The organism is Chlamydia sp. 04-14 (assembly GCF_036632095.1).
GTDB lineage: Bacteria > Chlamydiota > Chlamydiia > Chlamydiales > Chlamydiaceae > Chlamydia.
In genome coordinates, this window is the sequence record NZ_JAPYKW010000002.1 from 323,166 (window position 1) to 345,475 (window position 22,310).

The following is a 22,310-nucleotide window of genomic DNA, read 5'->3' on the forward strand; positions in this document are numbered from 1 at the left end:
TGAAATACTTTAACTATATAATAATTGTTTAAGGCCAATTAATTAATTATAAAAATCAATAAACTGTATTTAAAACAGAATTTATAAGAACAAAAAAAAGACAGAAACCGTTAAGGTTCTGTCTTCTTCATATTAAAACTCACATTCTAAGTGGATACTTTAGGGAGTGGGTTTCGGACTTGGTGTAGGAGGAGGAGTTGTTCCCCCACCATTGGTTGTTGTAGAATCTGAGGCATTTGCAATAATGATCGCTCCAACAATCATCGCTATAACTGTAACAACCATGGTACATACAGAAATACTTGTATGTGTACGACGTTTAGCAACGCATGAAGAACAAGGCCAATCTGTCTCAGAGGAGTCACAACGGTATTGCTTCGCATTAAGATAAGTATTTACGTTAGTGTTTCCTGCTGTAGAAGATACACCGTAGAAATCGTCCGTAGCTGTATTGTTCGCAATTTGCTCTTGTTGATCTGAAGAACCAGGTTTTGCATTTTGTGCTGATTCTTGTTGATTCTGCCCATTACGTGCGTCTCTGCGAGTATTCGATGCTTTCTGAGCACGAACTTGAGGATTTACAGAGGAATTGCGTCTAACTTTAACAGCTGCAGCCTTTTCAACATCATAACGTAATGTTGAGGTAATTTTGCCATCTCTAGGAATTCTACTTTCTTTTACACGAGATTCGAGAGCTTCTCTAGAAGATTTTCTCTTGGCAACTCTTTGTTCTCTAGCTAAATCTTGGATAAGCTTATTTCTGTCTTCATGAGAAACAGCTTTCACATTAGGACGAACAAAAATTGGTAATACTGGGCCTTCTTTAATCTCATGAACAACTTGAAGGTTTTCTTTACTTTCTGAGGAAACTTGTGTCTCCCCACTAACGATCATAGTTTTCAATAAGGATCTAGGAGTTTGAGCATTAGGAGCTGCACGTACTATTGTACCTGCTCTTTTTCTAATTTTAGCTTTTTCTCTAGCCGATAAACGCGGAGCTGCCTTTGTAGATTGTACATTTACAATAGCACTTTGATCGCAGTTATTAGATCTATTGTATCTTCTAGAATACTTTCCTCCGCGAGTTAAAAGATTTAAGAACCTAGGAGATTCAGGACTAGGATTTGCACGTACTATGGTATTCGCTTCTTTTCTAACTTCGGTTTCTTCTCTGGATGATAAAGAAGGAACTATCTTTGTAGACTGCTCATTTACAATAGCACTTTGATCGCAGTTATTAGATCTATTGTATCTTTTGGAATACTTCCCACCACGAGTTAAGAGACTTCCTGTTCCATATTCAACAAGCTCGTCACAGCAATAATCAATACCTTGCTTAATACTTTCAGCAAAAGCACGTTGCTGCTCCTTATGTTCTTGAAGTTTTAAACGGCGTTGTTCTTTAAAAGAAAGACGTTGTTTCTTACGTTCTTGAGATCGAACTTTTTGCTCTTGATTTAATTTTTCTGTAAAGGCGAAGGAGACCTTTTTCGACTTTTTAGCTTTCTTTGCTGCTGCTTTAGCACTTTTTTTAGCTTCCGCGGCCTCTTTTGCTTCTTGTCTCGCACGTCTATTTTCTTGAATCTTTTGGATTCTTTGCTCTTTCTTGCTTTTGTTGCTTTCCAAAGCAATTAAAGAATCTTCGGAATATACAGAGCTAACTTCAAAAGGAGCAACTGCAGCACTTGCGTAACCTACAGAGTGGGTAAAAGTTAACAAAATGGAAAGCATTGCAAGTTGCGAAGTACGCTTAGAACTCATCATGCTGCTATAATCTCCTAGATCAGCCTATGAGATCACCATAACAACAATAGGACTTTTTTCACAACTCGGAGTTGCAAATCTTTTATAGAGATTGATAGTTAATGGATTTGCGATTCCCAATTCTTAATATAAGCAAGGAGCTGCTCTTTTTCTGGATAGTTTGTTAGAAAACTTCGGGCTTCTAAAGACATCCCAAGATGCACAATTTTATTTATTAAATTTAAATGACTTTTATCTTGGGAAGCAAAAAGGAAAAATAATACGTTTACAGGCTTACCATCAAGAGCACCAAAATCAATACTTGTTGATAGAAACATAGGGACAACAACATCGTAGTACGCATTAATTAAAAAATCTTTAGCATGGGGAAGAGCAATTCCTTCTCCAATACCTGTCGACATGAGATTTTCCCGATGGGTAAGCATCTCGAAAAGTACACTAGCGTCGAGATTAAATTTCTCTGCTATATAAGAAGAGGCATACTGGAGAGCTTCTGCTTTATTTTTGACAGATACATCACGGATAATTCCTCCACGATAAATTGCTTTATACAAGCTATACTTTAAAGAAAGATCACGAAATTCTTCTTCGTGTTTTTCATCTTTTTCTAATCCCACTAGAGCTTGATTATGTAATATCCAATCCTCTATTTCTTCTCGATTGAATCTATGTTCATTATTCATGCTATAACTAGGGATAGCCCCCTCATCTAGCCATCGTCGGACAGTATTTTCAGAAACATCTAATAAAGAAGCTAACTCTTCTAATTTTAAATCCATAACCACTACATTCCTAAAAAGACATTCATCACTTCTTCAATCGTCGTAACTTGCAGCAACTTCTCACGTCGAGATTCATCTCTAAGTGACAGAGTGAGTGTAGATAACAGCTTGAGATACTCAGCTTGAGCGTTATCAGGACCTCCAATCAAAAAGACTAGACGTACTAAAGCTCCGTCTATCGCATCCCAAAGAATCCCTTGAGAATGGATGCCTATAGCGATAAAAAAATCAGAACAACTATGTAATTTACCGTGAGGGATTGCCACTCCCATGCCAATACCTGTGGACATGATATTTTCACGAGTCACTAAAGCTTGAAAAAACTCTGCTTTATTCTCAAGCAGACCTGCAGCACCGGCAAGATCTGTAAGATCTTGAAGAATCTCCTCCCGAGAGTTTTTGTTCAAAAACATAATAAGATTGGGAGATAAAAGAGAAAACAAGGAAAAATCAGGTTTACTCTCACAATAGAAAGGCATGTCACTTCTCTCCGGTATGCCCAAAACCTCTACTTCCTCGAGATGTTGCCGTTAACCCTTCTTCTTGATCCACGACTATAAACTTTGCTTGGACTACGGGAGCAACTACAGCCTGAGCAATACGCATCTTAGGTTCGATAATAAAAGTACTCTCTCCAAAATTTGCAAGTATAATACAAACTTCACCGCGATAATCGGCGTCTATTGTTCCCGGAGAATTAACAACCATAATCCCATGTTTCAGAGCCAAACCACTACGTGGACGCACTTGGACTTCATAACCTTGAGGAATTTGCATTTTTATTCCTGTAGGAATCAATACGCGCTGGCCAGGTAACACAGCAATAGGCTCTTCAATATTGGCTCGAAGATCTGCGCCCGAAGCGCCCTCTGTGGCATACTCTGGAAGATCTACACCAGATTCTAATTCACAAAATATAGTCATAAGAACAGTGCCGTGGTTACTATGAGTATCGGGTATGATGTTTCATTCACTGTCATCTGTCAATAAAAAAATTTCTTTAAGGGTCTTAGATAGATCCCTAGGGGCTTTGTCTTGGCCGCCAGTGTATTCTTGAGCACAAAAGTAATCAAGTAAACTCTGCAAAGTACTCTTTAATTGTTTTCTCTCGACTACTTTATCAATCATTCCGTGTTCGAGAAGAAATTCAGATTTTTGAGCCCCCTCAGGAAGATCTTCACCTATAACTTGGGCAACGACTCGAGGACCGGCAAAACAAATAAGAGCTTTGGGCTCGGCAATAATCACGTCGCCTAAAGAAGCAAAAGAAGCTGTGACTCCTCCAGATGTAGGATTAGTCAAAACAGAGATGTAAGGTAGACCTGCTTCGTGTAATTTTGCTAAAGCTGCGGAAGTCTTTGCCATCTGCATCAAAGAAAACACAGATTCTTGCATTCTTGCGCCTCCAGAAGCACAAACAATAATTACGGGAAGCTTTGACACTATGGCCTTCTCTACCAGGCGTGTCAGTTTTTCCCCGACCACAGCACCCATAGATCCCGCCATAAAATTAAAGTCCATCACAGCTAAGGCTACAGGATGCTCTCCTATGGCACAAACACCAACAAGGACTCCTTCACTTTCTGTATTATCTTTTCTAGCCTTAGCTAAACGATTTGGGTAAGTGTCGGTATCAACAAATTTTAACGGATCTTGTGATTTGAGATTTGTATAAAGAGGACGCCAGGAATCTTTATCAGCTAGCAGTTTTATCCTCTCAGCTGCGGTAATGCGGTAATGATAAGAGCATTTGGGACAACAGTTAAAATTTTGTCCCAGTTCATTCGCATGAATCATCTCGTGACAATGCGTGCACTTCAACCAACCGCTAAAACCATCAGCTTTTATCTTTTGCACTTTAATCTTAGGTTTGTCGTAAGAAAATAAACGCACAAGCTACCCAATCCAAACTTTTTAGCAGGAGTAATTTTAAATTAAAGTTATTAACTCTTCAATTAAAAATACTCTTTTAATTAGTTAATTCAGAAAATCTTTTTTCAATATATCCCCAATTAATTACTCGAGGAATTGCTTTTAAATAATCTAATCTAACATTTTTATATTGGAGATAGTAAGCATGCTCCCAAACATCTACTCCTAGAAGGGGCACCTTACCAGTGGTCGCCTCTAGAGGATCTTGGTTCACTGTTGCATGTAGCATAAGCTCTTGTTTTTTGGGACAAAAAGCTAGCCATGCCCACCCTGATCCTTGAATAGGAGCTGCAAATTCAATAAATTCTTTTAAAAAATTATCAAAAGTTCCCCAAAATTTCTCAATTAGCTTCAGTAATCCATGTTTTGGAGGCACACCTCCACCACGATCTACTGGAGCTAACATTTCCCAAAATAGGGAGTGATTGATGTGTCCACCACCATTAAAACGTATAGCAGGCTCTAAAGAAATAAGACGTGTAAGATCTTGTTGCGCGCCAGCAACATCTAATTTTTTCAAAGCGTCGTTCAAATTATTTATATAACCTTGATGATGCTTCTGATGATGTAAACGCATAATTTCTGCACTAATCACTGGTTCTAAAGCATCATAATCATAGGGTAATTCAGGTAAAGTATAGGGTACAAAGGTCATAAGGAAGTCCTTCATATCTGTCTTGAGTTCATCAAGAACATGGTTTGGAGATATTCTATTTCATAATGGGCAAATTTTGACTCGATCTCGTACAACAAAGACAAAACGAGAACAAAAATCTAGCCAGCTTTCTGCAGCGCCAGTGTAGATGTGCTGAAGATATTACTACAAGGGGATTTTAATTTTATTACTCGTCTTGCAAGGAAGAAAACTTCTCATTAAATTCGGAAATAAAATTCTCTAATTTCCTCTGACTTTCTTGTTCTCTTTGGATTTGTTCTTGTTTCTTGTCTGCTACCACATCATAACGATTTACAAGCTCAAAATATAATTTTATTTTAGGTTCTGTACCTGAAGGACGCACTATAATCTTCCCCCCACTATCGTAGTAGTAACACAACATAAACATCTTCGGAAGATCGAGTTTATAGGTAGTTCCCGAAGTGGTATTAATTCCTATGCTTTGATGATAATTTTCAAATGCCACTACACTGTCTCCTGCTAAGGACATAGCAGAAGGATCAAGAGATGCTAACTTCTCTATTTGTGATTTCATAAAACTTTCCTTATCCCGTTCAAAGGATAGGGAGAGGGTTTTATTCATAAAATATCCATGGGTCTCATATAGATCTAAAATCGCCTCTCGAAGAGTTTTCCCCTGAAGTTTTTGCTGCAGCGCAGCTTCCGTGATTAATGCTGACGTACTAATAGCATCCTTATCTTCCACATACGTTCCATAGAGATAGCCATAGGATTCTTCAGCACCAAATACATATCTTTCTAGTTTATTTCTCCAATCCTCTATTTTCTCTCCAATATACTTAAATCCGGTTCCCACATTCACAATATCGCCACCATAGAACTTGGTGATTGCCGATAACATTTCCGTAGTTACTAAGCTTTTAACTACTTTGTCTTCCTTACCCAAAGGAGAGTGAGCTGACCAGGCACGCAAAATATGATCCGCCAGTAAACAGGCAATTTGATTCCCATTAAATATGTAGGGAGAGTTCTCATCCAAACATACAACTCCCAAACGATCTGCATCAGGATCTGTGGCTATAAAAATATCATCCTGATTTTTCATCATTTGCTGAATTCCCAAAGTTAGCGCTTCAGGATCTTCGGGATTAGGCAAACGTACTGTAGGGAAACTTCCATCAGGAAGTGCTTGTTTCTCAACAAGCTTGACCATAGGAAAATTCCAATCTTTTAAAACTCGAGGAATCATAGTGACTCCAGTTCCATGCAGTGGAGAATAGCTCACATGAATTGCCGGTCCTGAAAGACGATTATCTTCAGGATACAGCTGTAACTGACGTACGGTTTCTGTGTATAAAGCTTCATATTCTTCCCCTATAAGATGAATATAGGGATCTTCTAGAGAATCAACGAGTAAAACTTCTTCGACATCAGCTGATGCTCGAATAATCTCCTGATCTAAAGGAGGTAACACCTGCCCTCCTGAAGCCATATAGACCTTATACCCATTATACTCTGGAGGATTATGAGAAGCGGTAATCATCACTCCGGCTAAGGCCTGTTGAGATCTTAAAGTAAAAGAAACTAGAGCTAGAGGTTCAGGATCCTTAAATATAAGCGCATGAATTTTATTACCTGCGAGAACTTTGGCAGTTTCCTGAGCGAAATCAAAAGAATGATGTCGTGTATCGTAACCAATGACTACCCGAATAGAGTCCCCAGGATGAGGATTATGTTTTTTTAATACTTCTGCCAAACCTTGTGTAGCACGTCGCACTGTGAAGACATTAATTCTATTGGTACCCAATCCCATAGGACTACGCAGTCCTCCTGTACCAAAGGCAAGAGTTTTCCCAAATAGTTCTTCAAGACGCTGCGGATCGTTTTCTAGAAGCTCAGCTATAGTATCCTCGTCATCTTTACCAAAATCACTAGATAGCCAAGTCAAGATATTCTTTGCTGTTATAGGGTTACAAAGAGTTTCTATTTTCTGGAGAAAAGGCTTCATAAAAGTTCCTAAAAACACATCGCGCTCTTATGCCGTCATAACATAAAAATAGCTCTAGGCAAATAATTTCGTATATTTATCTAAAGGAGGGAAACGCTTTTAAGAAATAGGGATCCCTGCAGAAGAAAAAGCAAGCAAAAGAGCTGTTTCTCCTGACTGCGGGAAATAAAGCTCCGTAGGATAGGGCCCAACAAAAAAGACTCCCTGACCCACCTTATCCCCTGACAAAGATAAGAGTAATAGACAATCTTCTTCTCTTTCGGGAATACTATCTTCAGGAAGAACCCAAAAATCACTAACTAATAATAGTCGAGGTCGATGCACAAGATTAGCGGCAAAAACATCCAAATGTCGCTTTTTAACTAAAGCTGCCACTTCGGGAAGGGTACGGAAAATATTATCTCTCCAGCGCGCATCTAGTGTATTTTTTGAGATGGATTCCACGAAGTGTCTTAGTTTTATTTCTAAAGCAAAACAGTCGTCCGCAGAGACCAGATCTTCGAATAATATACTACCTTGATTTTGAAAATGGCGCAGGTGTTCTAAATGTAGAACAATCCTCATACTTATCCATTTAAGAGAGTGTAACCAAAAGTACTATAGACTTTAAGCCCTTTTCCGCCTATAAAAAAACTCCGACAACTAATGCGTTATATTTTAATAGGGCAACATTTCATAATTTTATGAATAATCTGATCAACATTAAAGAAGTTGAAGCTAAATTAAATTTTACATTTACTCAACCGAAACTCTTAGTTACTGCTCTCACACATCCTTCTTATAGGAATGAGACTGTGACTATTACCGAAGATAGCGAGCGTTTGGAATTCTTAGGAGACGCCGTGTTATGCTTAATCGTAACCGAACATCTATTCCTATTATTTCCTTCCATGGATGAAGGTACTCTATCCACAGCGCGCGCAGCTTTGATAAATGCGGTTTCTTGCTGCCAATATACTGACGCATTAGGATTAGGAGAATATTTACTTATAGGCAAGGGAGAAAGAATTCAAAATGAGCGAGGTAGAACCTCAGCTTATGCGAATTTATTTGAGGCTATTTTAGGAGCTGTTTATCTAGACGGGGGATTAGCTCCTGCAAGACAAATTACTGTACCTCTGTTGCCCTCAAAAAAGGATATCCTTCCCCTTATGCTCGGAAATCCGAAAAACCGCCTACAACAGCTCACACAAAAACAATTACGTACGTTACCCGTATACCAATGTACCCCATGGACATCTGAACAAGGTACCCCAGGTTACCATATTCGTGTAATAGTTAATGATGAAATGTGGGGGGAAGGATTTGCCCTATCGAAAAAAGAAGCCGAAAAACTAGCGGCCCAAGAAGCTTTAGATGCCCATGACTACGAAGATAAAAACACAATGGACTTGTAATGAATGCGGAACCAATACGCCAAAATGGTTAGGTCAATGTCCGGGATGCCTGCAATGGAATACATTTATTGAAGGACTTGCCTCCCCTTCTCAAAATGGAAGACGTTCTCGATCGCAAGCAACCGCAGTATCTTTGAATACTGTAGAGCTTCGCGAGGAAGAACGTTTATGCATAGGAGAGCCCGGATGGGATCGAATTTTAGGTGGTGGCGCTGTTCGTGGTAGTCTTACCCTATTAGGTGGCGATCCGGGAATTGGAAAATCCACTTTACTTTTACAAACATCAGCGAAATTTGCTAATCGAGGCCTTAAAGTCCTCTATGTTTGCGGAGAGGAATCTGTAACGCAAACCTCTTTAAGAGCACGGCGTTTAAAAATTTCCAATGCAAATATCTACCTATTCCCCGAAACAAATCTCGATGATATTAAACAACAAATAACAACACTAAACCCCGATATTTTAATTATCGACTCTATCCAAATTGTATTTAATCCCGCGCTGCATTCTTCTCCAGGATCTGTAGCTCAAGTACGAGAAGTAACTTCTGAGCTTATGCATATTGCTAAACAATCACAAATCACAACTTTTGTTATAGGTCATGTAACAAAATCTGGAGAAATTGCTGGACCTAGAGTCTTAGAACACCTTGTAGACACCGTTTTATATTTTGAAGGTAATTCACACGCTAATTATCGTATGATACGTTCTGTGAAAAACCGTTTTGGTCCTACGAATGAATTACTTATTTTATCCATGCATACTGACGGATTAAAAGAAGTTACTAACCCCTCTGGTCTCTTTTTACAAGAAAAAATTACAGAAACCACGGGCTCTGTAATTATTCCTATTATTGAAGGATCTGAAACGCTTCTTATCGAAATGCAAGCTTTGGCATCATCTTCTCCATTTGCAAATCCGATTAGAAAAACCTCAGGATTTGATCAGAACCGATTTTTACTACTCTTAGCTGTTCTAGAAAAGCGCGCTCAAATAAAATTCCATACTGCTGATGTTTTTCTATCCATAGCTGGAGGATTAAAAATCACAGAGCCTGCTGCAGATTTAGGAGCAGGACTCGCAGTAGTGTCGTCACTTTATAATCGCCTCTCTCCTCAAAACTATACATTTACTGGAGAAATAGGTCTGGGAGGTGAAATTCGTCACGTCACTCATTTAGAAAGACGTCTTAAAGAAAGTAAACTCATGGGTTTTGAAGGCGCGGTGATTCCAGAAGGACAAATTTCGGGATTATCTTCTGAAATTAAAGATCATTTAGATATTCGAGGAGTGAAAACTATAAAAGATGCTATCCAACTGTTACACTGATCCTTTTCTTTCTGATTTTTGCGTGGGACGACGTCCCTTACGCATAGCTTCTCGAAGATCTACCTTAGCACAAGCTCAGGTACACGAATGTGTTCGTCTTCTGCATTCATGGTTTCCTAAACTTTGGATTCAGATACACACAGTAAATACTCGTGGAGATAAAGACAAAACTACTCCTCTGCGTCTTGTAGAAAATTCACAATTTTTCACAGATGCTGTCGATAAGCTTGTTCTCCGAGGTAACTGTCATCTTGCCGTACATTCCGCTAAAGATCTACCTGATCCATCGACAACCTCCGTTGTAGCAATAACAAAAGGTTTAGATCCCTCAGACCTCTTAGTGTATGGCGAACGTTATCTTTGGAAACGTTTCCCTAAAAACCCTAGACTCGGGAGCTCTTCTTTGCGTCGGGGAGAAATGCTAAAAACTCTATTTCCTAAAGGACAGATTCTGGATATTCGAGGTACAATAGAAGAGAGACTCGAACAGCTAGAAAGCGGAAAATATGACGCCATTGTTGTTGCTAAAGCTGCTGTTATTAGACTACACCTGAATTTACCTTACACTAAAGTACTTCCTCCTCCTTACCACCCTCTTCAAGGACGTTTAAGCATTACCGCAGCAAAAAATATCGAAGCCTGGAAAAAATTTTTACTCCCATTAAATACTTCAAACATTGCTCAAGACAAACATTTAATCTCTATTTAATCTAAAATATAGATCAAAACTATATCTAAAGCAGATTTTAGAATAATCTAATACAAACAAACAATATTGCAATTATAAATCATCAAATTCGTGAAGCAATATGATGTTCACCTCATACATTACCCTGCCTGCGCATATACACACTGCAAACAGAAATACTTTGATATCTGTTCCTGCAACAAAAATCACTGTCTGTAAAACAGCATACTTTCCTGAAATTAGTATGCGCTTCCTAGTCTTCCCAATTTCAGGTCTCGTTTTTACAATTTTCCTAATCTATCGTAGATTCACGGTAATGCGTGACGCCTATTCAATTTTAAATTATATACCCAATAAAAGCTGTGCTGATAAACTTTGCTCTCGTTTACACCCTAAATACCACCTTTCCCTAATTGGATTTGGAATTTTAGGCGGTCTGGGAGTATTAGCTCCCTTTCTTATTATCGGAATTATTCTGCGCTTGATTATGGAGATTTTTAAAAAACTCTATACTTTTATTTGAGTTTATTTTAAAATATCTGCGCTTATTTTTTCTCTATTGAAATAGATAAATAAAATTCTTGAAAATGACACACTTGATCTCTGATAAAAAGAAAATCTTTAGAGAAGGCCTTAATTAAATTTCAAAGAAGGTAATTCCCTTATGCCTCTTACATGTATTCCCTCACACACACATCTAAACAAAAATGGTCATAGCTCGGAGGTGGAAAGTTCTCCTACATTAAACGTGCCGAAATTTCTGATCGATCCAAATACTAAATTAAACCGCGTTCAAAAGCTTGCTTCCTGCGTCCCTATTTTAGGTTTATTCATTGTGGGTCGTCTTCTTTATCAAAAATCTTTGATGAATACGGAATACGCAAAACTAAGCTACACTCCTAATGAAAAATGTAGAAATCCAACTTGTTCTAGTTTAGATCCAAGTCACTTTAATCTTCCTGTCGGCATCGCTGCTTTTGGCGGGCTGGGTCTTTTATTCCCATTCATGATTCTTGTAGGATTCGCTCTACTCATTATGGCTCTCTATTCAAAAATTACATCCTATTGCAGACGTTCTCAATCCTACGAATCAATGGAATCTATTTCATAAATAGCCAAAGGGCGTTTTTACTAAAGACGCCCTCAATCTATTAAATTTGAGTTTCTTATAAGATATTCGAGTTAAAATATTCTTAATAAAAATAGAACCCCACTGCACTATTTTTATGTTAATATACCTTAACCATTTATTAAACTTACTCTAGAAGTAACGAGATTAACTAGATTAAGATTTCTTATCTTAAAGAAAAGCCATAGAACTAATTTATAAATGATAATAAAATAGTTTCGTTTTAGTTAAAATTATCACTGTCATTGAAATATAATTCACTACGACTTTTTCTAAATTTTAATTTATATAAGTAGGGATTTATGGGAATAGTTCAAATTCCTCAACATACGCACGTGAACGAAAACGGTAGCATCTGTCAAACATCCACTGTCATATTGCCTGAGGCAATTCATGGTTGTCCCATGGCTCTAGAAGCTATGATGACCAGGCTTCAGCATATTCCTATGGTCTTAATTCCTATTGTAGGGTTGATTTACGCCGGGGTATTTTATCACAGATATACTCAAGCTCGAGCTGCTTTCAAAGGAGTGAATGATTTTACCCCAAATACAAAATGTCCTGCATGCCGAGAAACGGCACGGGTCATGTGTTTACCCATAATCATTAGTATTTTGGGTGGTTTAGGATTTATGTTACCCCTACTTATTCTTCTTATCCCTATCCTTTTAATTGTAGGTCTATCGAAAGCCATTTTTGGTATTGGTAAAGGGATAGCGGCAGGCATACAGTGTTGCTCAAGAGGAAAGCCTGATAACGTGGATATTTAAAACCTATCCATAAGCTTCTATTAAACACAGGGCTTTAAAGCCATTTCAGGATACTTGGCACGAGAATGCAAAGCGCTATAGAGTGTTTTAACCATGGTCTCACAGATGGTCGTAAGCTCGTCCAAAGTTATTGGGGAATCTGCAAATTGTCCATCATGCATTTTCCCCGAGACAATCTTATCTACAAGATCTCGTAAGGCTACCATACTTGTTCCCTCTAAAGAACGTGCTGCTGCTTCAAATGAATCTGCAATCATAATAATTGTAGATTCCTTAGAAGAGGGTTTTCTTCCAGGATAACGGAAAAGTTCCTCGTCTGAGGCTCCTGTATTAGGATTATTTTGTAAATGACGATGATAGGGAGAAAGAATAACTGAGGTGCCGTGATGTTCTTCAATGACACGAATAAAAGAATCGGGAAGACCTGCTTTTCTTGCTAGCTCTACTCCCTCAGGAATATGCCGCATAATCATTTTCGCACTCTCTATCGGAGAAAGATTACTTTTTGATGTTCCCAACATCTGATGATTTTCAAGGAAAAATCCCGGATTAATTAACTTACCAATATCATGATATTGCGCCACAACACGACAGAAAAGCCCGTCGGCATGGATAGCATTAGCCGCAGATTCTGCAAGAATACCCACCAACACTGAATGCTGGTAAGTGCCAGGAGCTTGTTCGAAGAGTCTCTTTAATAAAGGATAGTCAGAATCTAAATAAGCTAATAAATGGTTATGAGTGCAGGCACCAAAAGAGGATTCAAATACAGGAATTAAAGCTCCAACACCTAAAGCAGTAATCAAGCTATAAACAAAGCTTCCTAAGCAATCAGCACGGAAAGCTGTTATAGATGCGGCGCCAAAAAACAAACGGAATCCTGTTAAAATTGCTGTAGATACCCACCATAACTTCATACAACACCAAAACAGTGAAGATAGACGCGTTACTCGGCTCAATGTGAATAAAATCCTCCATGAACTTAATAAGTTCATGGCAAGAAACCAACTATTATTCCAGATATCTGATTCTAAAGTATAGAGAACCCCTAAAAATGTGCAGGAGGCTCCTGCAAGAGGAATGCCCACAAGATGGCCTAGGAGAATAGCTGTAAAAGGAAGAATCAGCGGATAAGAAAGATAAATTTCCCAGCTTTGAGGACCTAACGCACAAAGAGTCTCGGTAATCTTTACCCCGATCAATGACAGGGAAAAGATAGCAATATAGAGCATAAAACGTTTTGGAGACATCAATAACTCAGGACAAAACGTTACCAAAGAACGGTAGCCCCAAACTAAAATAACCAACACCAAAAGAAGAACTCCTAAAGCTCCCCGGCAAGAAAATAGCGTTGTTGAGGAGACCAGTTGGTGACGTAAGCAGCGAAGGATTTTCGCATCTCTCGCACTAATCCTTTGATACTGCCTTATAATAGAGCTACCCTTAGGAAAATGCTCTAATCGCCGTGTGCCAAGTAAATCTCCTTTAACATAACCCGATTTTTCCTTATCCACAGCGATATCTAAAAACTTTTCTTTTAGATTATCTATAATATGCAATCTGCAAGATGCCGGACAATTTTCAGACTTTAAGAAATTGTCCACATGTGCAACACATTGATGTATAACTTCTCTAGAATCAGCACTTACATGAATGCCTAGCAAACGATCTCTTTCTTTTAGAGCGGAGGGACGTAAATGGAGATCTTGAAGACAGGTTTCAGTGGAGTTGTCTATAAATCCTACAGCACCAAGAAAGTCTTGAGTTTTTTTTAACCACTGTCGTGTTTCTTCTTCTTCAGGTTCTTCAAAACAAGTGTTTTCAGAAATACGATAGACTTTTCCGAATACTTCAGGAACTTCAGCGGTCTTACTATAGAATGCATGCACATTCCAACTTATAGAAAAATCGATAGGAGAACTTAAAGATACTTGAGCAATATCCCCTTCCTTATACACAGGAATATGAAGAACTCTAAGATAGATAAAGGAGAATAACGTTAAACCAAAGATACCCGTAATACCAAAATATAAAAGATACCTTGACCACGGCCGATCTATTTCAGCAGTAGTACAGCTACGGTAAGTTTGCCTACGGTCTTCCATTTGCTTGATCATATGCTTAATACAGGATATATCTATTATTTTTTAGCTATCACACCAAAGAACAAAACACCATTTTTTATTCAAAACTAGTACTTCTATCTTTTCACAAATAAACTCTGTCACTTGCAAACAAGAAAACTCTAAAAATTTCATGGCAAATGACATCACTTAAAGCACATTATCATGATTTGCGAACTTTACTCTATTTTAATTAAGAATTTCATACTATTGACTATAGCTTGATATTATGACAAAGAAAAATGACGATTTCTCACGGTACCCGATACCTTACCTAGGAAACACTATATTCTATCTAATGCACCAATATATTCATTAAAGAGGGACAATTTCCAACTCTTTATACTATAGTGAACATAGAAAAACCTTCTCCAATTACAAATTTGTTAGTGAGTGCATTTTTGGGATCCCCAGTCTAGGAATCCTAGGAAAAATAGTCACCTGAATTAAACAAAAAACTCCTCGCAAAAATTTTTAGAGGCTCAAACAATGACATCTACAACATATCAAGTTTCTTCTAGAAAGTACCGTCCGCAAACATTTTCCGAAATTCTCGGACAAGATGCTGTAGTTACTGTTTTAAAAAATGCCTTACAATTTCAACGTGTAGCGCATGCTTATTTATTTTCAGGAATTCGCGGAACTGGGAAGACAACCCTAGCAAGAATTTTTGCTAAAGCACTGAATTGTATAGAACCAACTCCCAATAATGAACCTTGCAATCACTGTTGTGTCTGCAAAGAAATTTCTTCAGGAACCTCCCTAGATGTTATAGAAATTGATGGTGCTTCCCACAGGGGTATCGAAGATATTCGTCAGATCAACGAAACCGTCCTCTTCACACCAGCAAAATCGCAATACAAAATCTATATCATCGATGAAGTGCATATGCTGACAAAAGAGGCCTTTAATTCCCTGTTGAAGACTCTAGAAGAACCTCCTAGTCATGTAAAATTTTTCTTGGCAACTACAGAAAATTATAAAATCCCCGGAACAATTTTAAGCCGTTGTCAAAAAATGCTCTTAAAAAGAATTCCCGAGACGATGATTGTGGATAAGCTAGTATCCATATCTAAAGAGAATTCTATAGAGGCCTCTAGGGAAGCTCTTCTTCCTATTGCCAGGGCAGCTCAGGGAAGCCTCCGCGATGCAGAATCTCTTTATGATTATGTCATAGGTTTATTTCCTAAATCCTTATCTCCAGAATCTGTATCCGATGCTTTAGGTGTAGTCTCTCAAGATACTCTATGCACTTTGGCAGAATGTATTCGTACGCAGAAATATGCGGAAGCTTTACTACCAGTGACTACGGCAATAAATTCTGGAGTAGCGCCAATAACCTTCCTTCATGATCTCACTGTTTTCTATCGTGATGTACTTCTTGATAAAGATCAGGTAGGTTCCCCTCTATCAGCAACAGCAATGCACTATTCTAGCGAGTGTCTACTAGAAATCATTGACTTTCTTGGAGAGGCGGCGAAACATCTACAACAAACTATCTTCGAAAAAACATTTTTAGAGACTGTAATTATTCATCTAATTCGGATATGCCAACGTCCTTCTTTAGAAACTCTATTTTCTCAACTTAAAACATCAACTTTCGACACCCCTAGAAACATCCCCCAACAGCAAGAACCTCCTAAACCTATTATACAACCTCAAAAGCACTACGAAGAACAAAGTTTCTTATCTCCATCTTCGAAATCTCCCGTTCTCAAAGAACCTTCCTATCAAAAAGAGACTTCCCCTTCTTTAGTAGGATCAGCTACTATAGATACACTTTTACAATTTGCTGTTGTTGAGTTTTCAGGAATTTTAACTAAGGAGTAACCATGGGCAGTGGATATGCCAAAAAGAAAAAAGAAGCAAAAATCATGGAGCAGCAATTCCTGGAAATGGAAGCTTCTCTAGAACAAAAACGCTATGAAGGACAAGCAGGTAATGGACTCGTCTCGGTAGTGATCAATGGCAAATGTGATATTGTTTCTGTAAAAGTACAGCCCACATGTCTTGATCCTGAAGAACCTGAAGTTATTGAAGATCTCTTTCGTTCAGCATTTAAAGAAGCTAAAGAAGCTATGGACAAAGAAATGTCTGTAATGCGTGCAGGGATGCCTTTCTAAGCTAATAGGGCCTGAACTTCTTCACAGGTCCTTGCTCTTAATAATTTCTCCGTATGTTCTACACAATCACTCAAATTCAAAGAGGCTATTTTCTCTCGTAGTTCTACAATAGCCGGCATAGCAACAGACAATTCCTGAACTCCTAATCCCAAGAAAAATGGTGTTAAAGACAGATTTGCTGCGGCCTCTCCACAAATAGATGTATAGACATCATGCTGCTTAGCATTAGACACTACATGGCGAATCATTCGCATTACCGAAGGATGTAGCGGATTATCAAGGTAATAAGGTAAAACCCTTTCTCTATTATTTCCTAAGGTATATTGCATAAGATCGTTAGTACCTATGGAAATAAAACTGCACTCTTGAAGAATCTCATCGATCATCAATACAGCTGAGGGAATTTCTATCATACTTCCCCAGATAATGTTTTCTACATTATGATCTCTATTAAATGAACGTCGTACATTTTCTAATCGACGTTTCACTTCTATAATTTCTATGACATCGGCTGTCCCAGGAATTAGAACCTTTAAAGGACCTAATGCCGAGGCTGTTAAAATAGCACGAAGTTGATCATCGAGCATTTGAGAGTTCTTTAATAAGTAACGTATTGAACGTTCTTGGATGGGATCTTGACCAGGGCAAAGCTTATCCTCCCCAAAATCAAATAAACGCAAAACAGACACACGCTCTGGAAATAAAGCTAGAGACTTATACACCACAGCTTGTTCTTCTTCCGTAGGCAACCTATCTTCAGCAATCGCTAAGAATTCAGAACGAAATAGCCCTATAGATGTTTGAGGGAAAAATTCTGAAAGCATACGCAGTTCTTCAAGACTAGCAGCATGAGAAGACACTATGGCGTGTGGTGATGCTTGTGGATAGGATTTTACACTATAAGATGTGCTTTTTTGCTTATAACAATTCTCAAGAGTTTTTGATTTAGGATTAAAGATAATCTCGCCACGAATACCATCGATAAGCACAAGCTTACCGGAATATTCTTGAATGCGTTCCCAGTTTTCATGAGAAAAATTTGCTAAATAAGGAATATTTTTTGCTCTAGAAACGATAGCGGTATGTGACGTCGGTGCACCAACCAAGGAAACGAATCCTCGAATATAGGAGGGGTTAGCACTAGCGACTTCTGAAGGAGTAAGCTCTTGCGAAAAAACGATGATATTCTGATTTGCATCTCCTAAAGAGCTCTTATGCTGACAACATAAATGACCAATCACACGATTAGAAATATCATGAATATCTTGAACACGATCTACAGCTAAAGAAACTCCTTGTACCGCTGTTAAAGATTCTTCTATTTTCCCCATAACAGAAGAAAAGACATATTCCGCATTCTTACGATCTTTCCTGATGGTATTCACTACCTCTTCAGTCAAAATAGGGTCTTTAATTATCTCTAAATGGGCTTGTAGTATCGAGGATATCTCTTGTTGACCTTGTTTTCCTTGAACTTCTTGTTCTAAGGCAACAATATCAGATTTGGAACGATTCAATGCTTTATAGTAACGATGTATCTCATGTTCTACCTCTTCTTGAGGTAAAGTAAGTTCATGAATTTGCAAAGGAGAGGTTCCCAGGAAAAAAGCCTTCCCTATGGCCACCCCAGAAACTAAAGTCATTCCAGGAACTCGCCATTCTTCATTTTGTTCTACAGAAGGCGCGGGCGTGTTCATCTACAACTCTCCAAAACCTGAATCAAAAGCATCCTGCACTTTCTGCAATACTCGACTCGCATCTTTTCCTTTAATACGCACAAAAATCTCTCCATTTTGTGGTGCTCCCAATATGAGTATGCTCATTATACTTTTCGCATTTACTGTTTTCCCAGCATAGGTAAAGCTTGCTTCGCAATCTTCACCCTCAAACAACTTAACAATGGTACCAGCAGGACGAACGTGTATTCCAGAAGTATTTTTCACAATACATACACATGTCAGTTCATCATCATCTTGAGAATCCACAGGAACTTCCATATCCTCAACATCTAAAACACATTCTCTACATTCATCCACCATACACCTCTTCACTATGTAAGTAGTTTTCTAACCAAGAAAGGAAAGAAGGATAATGACTTGTAGTTAAATGTAAAAGCTCAATACTTTCTAAAGTTCTATGAAGTAGACTTTCCTCGCTCAACAATACATTTGGTGAAGGAAAATCCCTACGCACCTCAGGATCAAAAAGAAAACATTGGTAGGTCAAAGGTTCTTCATAACCATAGAATGGGAAAATCCCCAAAGAAGCACAATTGTCTTCCGGAGAAATCTTTTTTAAACGTAAGAACAGCTCTCGCAATTTATGTTGAACTTTGGCTAGAGAACGGTAGGAGAAAATTCCCTCATCTTCCCATTTCCCAAATCCATTATGAATCGTGAAAAACTTCTGATAATCATTATCCCCTAATCTAGGAAAGCAATGCCCCTCAGTCTCTAATAAAGGAGGCTCACCTTGAAAACCACAACGGCCGTCACTAAAAGTATAGAGCATCTTTGCATCGTAGGGTTCATTAGCAGAGCGATAAATATAAACATCCAAACTATCTAATAGAGAAAAAAAACGACAAATACCTGGAAATTGATTATCATTAATCCCCAAAACAGTAAGCCAATATTCTTGGCAAAAATCTAGCCTGTCCTGTTTTGATAATCCCATCAGCTCGTACCAGCCTCGGGGCAAGCGAGGAGCTTTCTTGGAAATCTCTTCCCAAGACATTTCTTCACGCAATTGCTCTATAGAATACACTTCGAGAGTGGGAAAAGAATGAACCGATGCTAAAACGTTTTGAAACTTTCTCATTCTCTGCCCTTATTCAAACCTTTTATTCCCTATGGATACAGCTAATTCATTCTTGTCGATACTTTCAACAACAACATCCTCTATTAATCTGCGCACTCTATTGGCTAACGGGAACTCTAGCGCGTCCCCATCCTTTATGCGGGATATTATTACTTCTAGCTCTTTCCCTTTTTATTCCCAAACAACAACGTAAACAACAACTCTTTATGGGAATTTGTTGGATTATACCCCTGATAACTCTATCAGGATCTTCTTCTATTCATAAAGGGCAATCATCGGGAAACTTTATCATTAAATCCGGAAGAGAAAATAGATATTTTGGAGAAGCTGTTCACCTACAATATCCCTGCGGGCAAAAATACCGTCATGTTCCTTGTACTATTCTTATAGATGCACATTTAGAACTAAATAAAAAATACCACATTCAAGGAACGACGTTAGATCATACATCCCAAATTGTTTTTAAGTCTAATGGTTGCTATGAAGAAATACAGCCAACAAAGATAGCATGCATTCAACATAAATTACGAGAATCATGTCATAAACGTATTTTATATCTATTTTCTTCTGGGGAACCAGGAAAATTCGCCTCTAGCCTTCTTCTTGGCACTCCCTTACCAAAACATCTAAAAGAAATTTTCAAAAATAAAGGCTTGGCTCACTTATTTGCTATTTCCGGATGGCATTTTTCCTTATTTGCCTCAGCTCTGTTTTTCATTTTTAGCGTATTCCCATCAAAAATAAAATATTTCCTTACTTTCATTGCACTTTCAGGATTAACTCTTTTGTTTCCCTGGTCTCCTTCGGTATGGAGAGCGTGGATTTCCCTAGCACTAATTTGTCTTTCTCCTTTTTCTTCAGGATATTGCTCTAGTCTGAATCGTTTAGGGCTCGGATGTATTTTGTGTTCTCTAGTATTCTCCCCGCTATCTCCAGCTTTTTCTCTAAGTTTTTTAGCTACTTTGGGTATTTTACTTTTTTTCCCTCATCTATTTCGCTTTTTCTATTCACCCTGGAAAGAAATAGTCCCAGGGTATTTACTTCCCTTTGTTCGCTATTTCTGGGGAGCTCTATCTATAGCACTAGCCTCACAGATCTTTCTCTTTTTCCCTGCTGTGAATTTCTTCGGGTATTTTCCATTAGATGGTCTCATCTACAATCTCTTTTTCCCCTTGCTTATCCTTCCGATTTTCTCTCTAATTCTTCTATCTTTGATTCTCCCCTTTATGGCTCCTGCAACAAAATTTTGCATTTCTTGGATAATCTCACACCCTCTTCTTCATAGTCATAACTTTCTGACATCCCTATCCCCCGCCCCTATATCTCAAGAAAAACTTACCCTAATTCTCATTCTTCTATTTTTTCTTGGCGTTAGCTTAGAAAAAACAAAAACAGGAGAAAATCTCTCCCTAACCAACTCTGTCTCTGAACTATAGAAAATTTTTTTTATTGTGAAACCTACGCCCTTTCCCTAAAATAGCTATAAAATATGAAAGTATAGCATTGGTTATATTCAACTTAAGGTAAGCTCGTGTCTACTTCACCCACAAATAATCAGAGCACAAATCTCACTCCAGAAACACCAACCACTTATGTGAATTTTGGAAAATTAAAGATACGCCTTACCCGTATTTTACAAACAATCACCGCACTAGGAATCGCATTGAATATTGGAGGTATTGTCTCCTTATGCTTAGGTTCTTCATTAGCCATTGCCTTACCTCTACTTGTTATCGGCATTGCCTTATTGATTCTTACCTGTTTCTTTCTAGCTTCGCGTTTAAGAAAACCTACTCTACCAACACCCGTACCTTCATCTCCTCCGATCACACCAAAACCTACAGGAGTTAAACCCGGCGGTACGCCTCCACCAACACCTCCTACCTCTCCCGTAGTAAAAACACCCCCAGCGCCTGTAGAAACTCCAGCGCCTGTGGCTACACCTCCGGTACGGCCTATTGTGAGAGTACGTGTTCCTGAAATTCAAATTCCGGGATTTTTAGACTTCACACCGCAATACATAGCTAATCTATTAGGAATGCGTTTTGGGGTTACTGAAATACATCCTGGAGGACGTATAAATAAAAATACGAAATACGTGACCGTACGTAGTAACAGACATAATCTGTTCTTATGCTTCCTAAAAGGGCATCCTCTTGAAGATCCGTTCTCAAAGAAAACAAATTCAGCGGTAGTTATCCTAACAAATTCTGAAAGAGAGAAGCATCTTTTACTAGGGAGATCGCTAGCCTTCGGTCCACATATAGAAAAAGCTTGTTGGGATGATATTACAAAACCCGATTCTACAAAATTCCCTCCAGAATCCGTTGTTGCCGGACCTTGGGTAAATAAAAACAAAGATATACCACCTGCAAGTCATCTCATCTGCGCAAATCCTCCCCTCATTACTCTTACACGTGATGTACATCGCAGAGCGATTAACTTCGACGATTTCGATTATGAAAGAGAATTCAGAGCTACTGTACGAATGTATCAAACCATATTTGCAACCTGTAAAGAAAATGGAATCACTTCGATTCAACTTGAACTTCTAGGACTAAATAATATTGGATCAGATCAAGAAGAATACGAAGCTTGGTATTCAGGATGCGCCCTGGCTTTATTAGAAGCTATCCGTATCGAAGAAGAAACCCCGGGAAGCACGCTTATACATATTACTGTAAATAGTAGAACAGAACTACCCTTGCTCTCAGCCTTACAACAAGCATATCCATCTTAATATAGTGTTCTCCAGATCTCAATAATCTGGAGAACCTTTCCATCTTCTATAAAAAATTTTTGTCGTTATC

General features: G+C 38.4%; 22 protein-coding genes. 10 read left to right on the plus strand and 12 right to left on the minus strand.

Annotation, left to right across the window (positions count from 1 at the left end; genetic code table 11):
* Positions 1-159: 159 nt before the first annotated feature.
* The 8 genes from O6937_RS04035 to O6937_RS04070 all read right to left on the minus strand — a co-directional run bounded on the left by O6937_RS04035 (position 160) and on the right by O6937_RS04070 (position 7,687).
* Positions 160-1,764 (minus strand): hypothetical protein, encoded by a 1,605-nt coding sequence (locus tag O6937_RS04035; RefSeq protein ID WP_332390375.1) that lies wholly within the window; start codon positions 1,762-1,764, stop codon positions 160-162.
* Positions 1,765-1,862: 98 nt separating this feature from the next.
* Positions 1,863-2,543, minus strand: coding sequence for a PTS sugar transporter subunit IIA (locus tag O6937_RS04040; RefSeq protein WP_332390376.1), 681 nt, complete (start codon positions 2,541-2,543; stop codon positions 1,863-1,865).
* A 5-nt stretch (positions 2,544-2,548) separates the two neighbouring features.
* Positions 2,549-3,025 (minus strand): PTS sugar transporter subunit IIA, encoded by a 477-nt coding sequence (locus O6937_RS04045; RefSeq protein ID WP_332390377.1) that lies wholly within the window; start codon positions 3,023-3,025, stop codon positions 2,549-2,551.
* A gap of 1 nt (position 3,026) precedes the next feature.
* Entirely contained in the window at positions 3,027-3,470 is a 444-nt protein-coding gene (gene dut / locus O6937_RS04050; protein ID WP_332390378.1) for a dUTP diphosphatase, read from the minus strand.
* Positions 3,471-3,512: 42 nt separating this feature from the next.
* Positions 3,513-4,439: an acetyl-CoA carboxylase, carboxyltransferase subunit beta gene (gene accD, locus O6937_RS04055; RefSeq protein ID WP_213240609.1), complete on the minus strand. Its 927-nt coding sequence runs from the start codon at positions 4,437-4,439 to the stop codon at positions 3,513-3,515.
* A 76-nt stretch (positions 4,440-4,515) separates the two neighbouring features.
* Positions 4,516-5,133: a superoxide dismutase gene (locus O6937_RS04060; RefSeq protein ID WP_332390379.1), complete on the minus strand. Its 618-nt coding sequence runs from the start codon at positions 5,131-5,133 to the stop codon at positions 4,516-4,518.
* 187 nt (positions 5,134-5,320) lie between these two features.
* Positions 5,321-7,123 carry a phospho-sugar mutase gene (locus O6937_RS04065; RefSeq protein WP_332390380.1) on the minus strand — a complete coding sequence of 601 codons (1,803 nt, stop codon included), beginning with the start codon at positions 7,121-7,123 and terminating at the stop codon, positions 5,321-5,323.
* 99 nt (positions 7,124-7,222) lie between these two features.
* Positions 7,223-7,687 (minus strand): DUF5070 domain-containing protein, encoded by a 465-nt coding sequence (locus O6937_RS04070; RefSeq protein ID WP_332390381.1) that lies wholly within the window; start codon positions 7,685-7,687, stop codon positions 7,223-7,225.
* Between the two features lie 119 nt (positions 7,688-7,806).
* Here O6937_RS04070 and rnc point away from each other — a divergent pair, with 119 nt between their 5' ends.
* The 6 genes from rnc (at position 7,807) to O6937_RS04100 (ending at position 12,434) form a co-directional block, all read left to right on the plus strand.
* The gene (gene rnc / locus O6937_RS04075; protein ID WP_332390382.1) at positions 7,807-8,520 is read left to right on the plus strand and encodes a ribonuclease III; all 714 of its coding nucleotides are present in this window, start codon (positions 7,807-7,809) and stop codon (positions 8,518-8,520) included.
* On the plus strand, positions 8,486-9,847 hold the full coding sequence (radA, locus tag O6937_RS04080; protein WP_332390383.1) for a DNA repair protein RadA: 1,362 nt from the start codon (positions 8,486-8,488) through the stop codon (positions 9,845-9,847). The genes rnc and radA overlap by 35 nt, the downstream gene beginning before the upstream one ends.
* Positions 9,825-10,556 (plus strand): hydroxymethylbilane synthase, encoded by a 732-nt coding sequence (locus O6937_RS04085; protein ID WP_332390384.1) that lies wholly within the window; start codon positions 9,825-9,827, stop codon positions 10,554-10,556. The genes radA and O6937_RS04085 overlap by 23 nt, the downstream gene beginning before the upstream one ends.
* Positions 10,557-10,659: 103 nt before the next feature.
* Positions 10,660-11,058: a hypothetical protein gene (locus O6937_RS04090; RefSeq protein ID WP_332390385.1), complete on the plus strand. Its 399-nt coding sequence runs from the start codon at positions 10,660-10,662 to the stop codon at positions 11,056-11,058.
* Positions 11,059-11,199: 141 nt separating this feature from the next.
* Positions 11,200-11,646 carry a hypothetical protein gene (locus tag O6937_RS04095; protein WP_332390386.1) on the plus strand — a complete coding sequence of 149 codons (447 nt, stop codon included), beginning with the start codon at positions 11,200-11,202 and terminating at the stop codon, positions 11,644-11,646.
* A gap of 320 nt (positions 11,647-11,966) precedes the next feature.
* Positions 11,967-12,434, plus strand: coding sequence for a hypothetical protein (locus O6937_RS04100; RefSeq protein WP_332390387.1), 468 nt, complete (start codon positions 11,967-11,969; stop codon positions 12,432-12,434).
* Between the two features lie 20 nt (positions 12,435-12,454).
* Here the strand turns inward: O6937_RS04100 and O6937_RS04105 are convergent, their stop codons facing one another.
* Positions 12,455-14,551, minus strand: coding sequence for an HDIG domain-containing metalloprotein (locus O6937_RS04105; RefSeq protein WP_332390388.1), 2,097 nt, complete (start codon positions 14,549-14,551; stop codon positions 12,455-12,457).
* Positions 14,552-15,046: 495 nt separating this feature from the next.
* Between O6937_RS04105 and dnaX the strand changes: the two genes are divergently transcribed.
* Both dnaX and O6937_RS04115 read left to right on the plus strand, forming a co-directional pair.
* Positions 15,047-16,387, plus strand: a complete 1,341-nt coding sequence (dnaX, locus tag O6937_RS04110) for a DNA polymerase III subunit gamma/tau (RefSeq protein WP_332390389.1) — start codon at positions 15,047-15,049, stop codon at positions 16,385-16,387.
* Positions 16,388-16,389: 2 nt separating this feature from the next.
* Complete coding sequence (locus O6937_RS04115; RefSeq protein ID WP_332381263.1) at positions 16,390-16,680, plus strand: YbaB/EbfC family nucleoid-associated protein; 291 nt, start codon at positions 16,390-16,392, stop codon at positions 16,678-16,680.
* Here the strand turns inward: O6937_RS04115 and ptsP are convergent.
* The 3 genes from ptsP to O6937_RS04130 are packed head-to-tail and all read right to left on the minus strand — an operon-like array spanning position 16,677 to position 19,500.
* Complete coding sequence (gene ptsP, locus O6937_RS04120; RefSeq protein WP_332390390.1) at positions 16,677-18,377, minus strand: phosphoenolpyruvate--protein phosphotransferase; 1,701 nt, start codon at positions 18,375-18,377, stop codon at positions 16,677-16,679. The genes O6937_RS04115 and ptsP overlap by 4 nt on opposite strands.
* On the minus strand, positions 18,378-18,677 hold the full coding sequence (locus O6937_RS04125; RefSeq protein ID WP_332390440.1) for an HPr family phosphocarrier protein: 300 nt from the start codon (positions 18,675-18,677) through the stop codon (positions 18,378-18,380).
* Between the two features lie 31 nt (positions 18,678-18,708).
* Positions 18,709-19,500 (minus strand): hypothetical protein, encoded by a 792-nt coding sequence (locus tag O6937_RS04130; RefSeq protein ID WP_332390391.1) that lies wholly within the window; start codon positions 19,498-19,500, stop codon positions 18,709-18,711.
* On the opposite strand from O6937_RS04130, the gene O6937_RS04135 reads away from it, so the two are divergent.
* Together O6937_RS04135 and O6937_RS04140 are read left to right on the plus strand one after the other, a co-directional pair.
* On the plus strand, positions 19,473-20,936 hold the full coding sequence (locus O6937_RS04135) for a ComEC/Rec2 family competence protein (protein WP_332390392.1): 1,464 nt from the start codon (positions 19,473-19,475) through the stop codon (positions 20,934-20,936). The genes O6937_RS04130 and O6937_RS04135 overlap by 28 nt on opposite strands.
* Before the next feature lie 95 nt (positions 20,937-21,031).
* Positions 21,032-22,240, plus strand: a complete 1,209-nt coding sequence (locus O6937_RS04140; protein WP_332390393.1) for a hypothetical protein — start codon at positions 21,032-21,034, stop codon at positions 22,238-22,240.
* The last annotated feature ends 70 nt before the right edge of the window (positions 22,241-22,310 follow it).